The organism is Luteitalea sp. (assembly GCF_044337415.1).
GTDB lineage: Bacteria > Acidobacteriota > Vicinamibacteria > Vicinamibacterales > Vicinamibacteraceae > Luteitalea.
Window position 1 is genome coordinate 1 of sequence record NZ_JBIINP010000341.1, and the last position, 3,317, is coordinate 3,317.

The window sequence follows — 3,317 nt, forward strand, 5'->3', positions numbered from 1 at the left end:
CCATCGCCCTGATGGACGTGGGCTTCCTGGGCATCATCAGGCCACACTTCCAGAACTGGGGCCCGGGGCAGGTCTTCGCCGACCTCGTGATCCTGGCGGTGCTGTCGTGTTTCTGGATGCACGGCGATGCGCCGACGCGGGGGCTGTCGCCCTGGCCGTTCATCGTGCTCACGCTCGCGGCCGGGTCGTTCGGTCCGCTCACCTACCTGCTCGTCCGTGAACTGCGCGCCACGCGCAGCTGACTCACTCAGACGCCGAGGGCGGCGCTGGCCAGGGCGGTGCCCTCGACGCGCGCGCGAATCTTGGCAAACGCGGTGTCGCGGCTCGTGGACCTGTCGTCGCTGAACGGCGAGAAGCCGCAGTCGTCGGTCGTGCCGAGCTGATCGAGCGGGATGTACTCGGCCGCCTCGAGGATGCGGTCGCGCACCTGCTCGGGCGTCTCGACCTCCGGATCGAGGTGATCGATCACGCCCACGTACACCTGCTGCCCGGGGCGCAGGTTCTCGCGCACCGACGCGAGCACGGCGCGGCGATCGCGCTCGCTGGCCAGTTGCAGGAAGACGCGGCCGGCCTGCAGCTCGAACAGGGCGGGCATCAGCAGCGCGTAGTCGACGTCGGCGCTGTGGGTCGAGTCGAGGTCGCCACCGGGGCAGGTGTGGACGCCGATGCGCGCCCGCTCGGCCGCCGTGAACTGCTCGAGCGCCAGGTTGTTCAGCTCGACGAAGGAACGCAGCAACGCCCCCGACGGGTCGAGCTTGAGTGCGAACCGGCCCTCGGTGAAGTCCACCTGTACGGTGTGCGCGCCGCGCGCGAGGCAGCCCCGGACCTCACGCACGTGCTCGCGCAGCAGGTCGTCGATGAACGCCTCGCGCGGATACCCCGGCAGGTCCTCGGCCGGGTAGAGCAGGCTGATGGCGGAGGGCGAGATCACGGCCTGCTTCAGCGGTCGTGTCGCAAACCTCGCGGCCAGGTCCAGGAACTCGTACGCGTAGCGCTGGTAGCGCAGCGGGCCTCGCGTCAGGGCGGGCATCCGGCGGTCGTGCCGGTGGCCCGCGTCGAACGTCAGCACGAAGCCGTCGCTCCCGAGGTTGCCGCTGCCCTGGACCGGGTATGTCCAGAAGCCGAGGAACTTGCCTTGCTCGCCGTCGGTGATGACGGGGGAGCCGGTGGCCTCGAAGCGCGCGATGGTGTCCTGCACAGCGGCCTCGACCAGGGGCCGGACCTCGTCGACGTGCGTCCGGCCGTCCTCGACCGCGCGGGAGGCGGCGATCAGGGCATCGGGTCGCGGAATGCTGCCAATGGGTTCTGTCGGAATCACTGGGAGGGAGCCCGGGAAGGGTGCGCCGATTTTATCGCCGGTCCCTGCCGTCCGGTAGCAGAATAGGCCATGCCTCTGCCGGCCGATGTCGGCCCCGACAGCCATCGCCGCCTGCGCACCGCCGCCCTGCAGATGGCCAAGGCGATCGGCGCGCATCGCCGCCAGGTCGAGGTCGGGCAGACCGAGGCCCACACCGAAAAGGCCATCGCGCAACTCACGAGCGGCGTCGCCCACGACTTCAACAACCTGCTGACGGTCCTGCTCGCCAACGTCGAACTGCTGCGACACCACGCCGGGATGCCACAGGACCTGCACGCGATGCTCGACGACATGCATCGCGCCATCGAGCACGGCAGCGGCCTGAGCCGTCAGTTGCTCGCGTTCGCCCGGCGGCATCCGCTGCAGGCCTCGTCGCGCGACGCCAGCGCGGTGCTCCGCGAGGTGGTGCGGCTGCTCACGAGCACCCTCGGCGAGCGCTGGCCCCTGCAGGTCGATGCGCCTGCCGACCTCTGGCCCGCGCACGTCGACCAACCCCTGCTCGAGAGCGCCCTCCTGAACCTCGCGCTCAATGCCCGCGACGCGCTCCCGGGCGGGGGGACCATCACCCTGGCTGCGCGCAACCGCACGCTCGGGTGGGACGAGGCGCGCCGGCTCGGCCGGCAGGTCGCAGCAGGGGATTACGTGGTCATCACCGTGACCGACGGCGGCGCAGGCATGGCGCCCGACGTCCTCGCGCGCGTGACCGATCCGTTCTTCACGACCAAGCCGCAGGGCATGGGCACCGGGCTCGGATTGAGCATGGTCAAGGGGTTCGCGACGCAGTCCGGAGGCGCGCTGGTGATCACCAGTGCGCCGGGCGAGGGCACCACCGTGACCCTGCTGCTGCCGCGCGGGAGCGACGTGCCCGTCACGGCCGCCGCGCCGGAGCCGCCGCCCCAGGCCGCCGTCGAAGCCGTGCTCGTCGTCGACGACAACGAGGCGGTCCGCCGGCTTGCCAGCCAACTGCTCGAGAGCCTCGGCTATCGCGTGATCGCCGCGACCACCGCAGTCGATGCGCTCCGTTTCCTCGACGAGGGCGCGCACGTCGACCTGCTGTTCACCGACGTCGTGATGCCTGGGCCGCTCGACGGCCCGACGCTGACACACGAGGCCCGTCGCCGCCGCCCCGGCCTGCGCGTGCTCTACACCTCGGGGCATCCGAGCCAGTTGATGAACGCCGCCGGCGAACTTCCCCCGGGCGCCCACATGCTCGCCAAGCCGTTCACGCGCGACGTGCTGGCGCGCGCGGTGCGGCTCGCGCTCACCGATCCGGCCGACTGACCGCGACGCCGCGAATCGCCGTCACGATTCCTCCCGGTCCTGCGACGGCCCGGGCAATGCGCCCGGCATGGGCGGCTCCAGGGCTGAATCCGGCTTCATCACGACCGCCAGATCGACACGCCGTTCCATCGCCCGTCGTCGCTCCCGGTTGGCATCATCGACTGCCAGTTCGGTAGCCGTGAGGGCGGTGCGCCACACGTAGCCGGTGCCCGCGCAGCGGCGACAGCCCGGGCCCGGGTCGAGCAGCACGGCGGGCAGCGCGCCATACCCCTGACAGTCCGGGCACGTCGTCGAGGCGTCGAGTTGCTCCCTGGAGGGACGCTGCCGCGCGGGGCCGAGCGAGAAGTGCTGGCGCATCATGCCCATGCGCTCGACGGTCGAGAGCACGACGTGCAGGGGGCCAGCCACGGTCCCGCATGCCTCGCAGACCAGGTCGGGTACCACATAGGTCTTGCGGCAGCCGGGGCAGTTCCACCCGAGGCGGCTCATCGCGACCCCTCCGTGACGCCGGCCGGGACGAGCCGCAGTCGTCGTGTGCCCGTGACAGGCCCCTGGCTCGTCGCCGTGGCGGCAGGCGCCGTTCGCCCCGCCGGCGATGGCACACGCGCGCCAGGCGCTGCCGTCGCGGGCACGGGTACGACGATGCAGCGGATCGGGGTACCTGGAACAGGGATGTCCC

Annotated in this window: 4 protein-coding genes; 2 read left to right on the forward strand and 2 right to left on the reverse strand. The window is 71.5% G+C overall.

Going from position 1 to position 3,317, the window contains the following annotated elements; all coding sequences use genetic code 11:
- Positions 1-242: DUF2834 domain-containing protein (locus ACIRDX_RS21985; protein ID WP_396627559.1), on the forward strand; the 242-nt coding region annotated here is incomplete at its 5' end.
- Between the two features lie 5 nt (positions 243-247).
- Here the strand turns inward: ACIRDX_RS21985 and ACIRDX_RS21990 are convergent.
- Positions 248-1,318, reverse strand: coding sequence for a cobalamin-independent methionine synthase II family protein (locus ACIRDX_RS21990; protein ID WP_396627560.1), 1,071 nt, complete (start codon positions 1,316-1,318; stop codon positions 248-250).
- Between the two features lie 69 nt (positions 1,319-1,387).
- Between ACIRDX_RS21990 and ACIRDX_RS21995 the strand changes: the two genes are divergently transcribed.
- Positions 1,388-2,638 (forward strand): ATP-binding protein, encoded by a 1,251-nt coding sequence (locus ACIRDX_RS21995; RefSeq protein WP_396627561.1) that lies wholly within the window; start codon positions 1,388-1,390, stop codon positions 2,636-2,638.
- 21 nt (positions 2,639-2,659) lie between these two features.
- Here the strand turns inward: ACIRDX_RS21995 and ACIRDX_RS22000 are convergent, their stop codons facing one another.
- Complete coding sequence (locus ACIRDX_RS22000; RefSeq protein ID WP_396627562.1) at positions 2,660-3,127, reverse strand: hypothetical protein; 468 nt, start codon at positions 3,125-3,127, stop codon at positions 2,660-2,662.
- Positions 3,128-3,317: the final 190 nt, after the last annotated feature.

Excerpts from the sequence above, each read along its gene's own strand:
- ACIRDX_RS21995 (WP_396627561.1), top strand. The coding sequence starts at position 1,388 with ATGCCTCTGCCGGCCGATGTCGGCCCCGACAGCCATCGCCGCCTGCGC.
- ACIRDX_RS22000 (WP_396627562.1), bottom strand. The coding sequence starts at position 3,127 with ATGAGCCGCCTCGGGTGGAACTGCCCCGGCTGCCGCAAGACCTATGTG.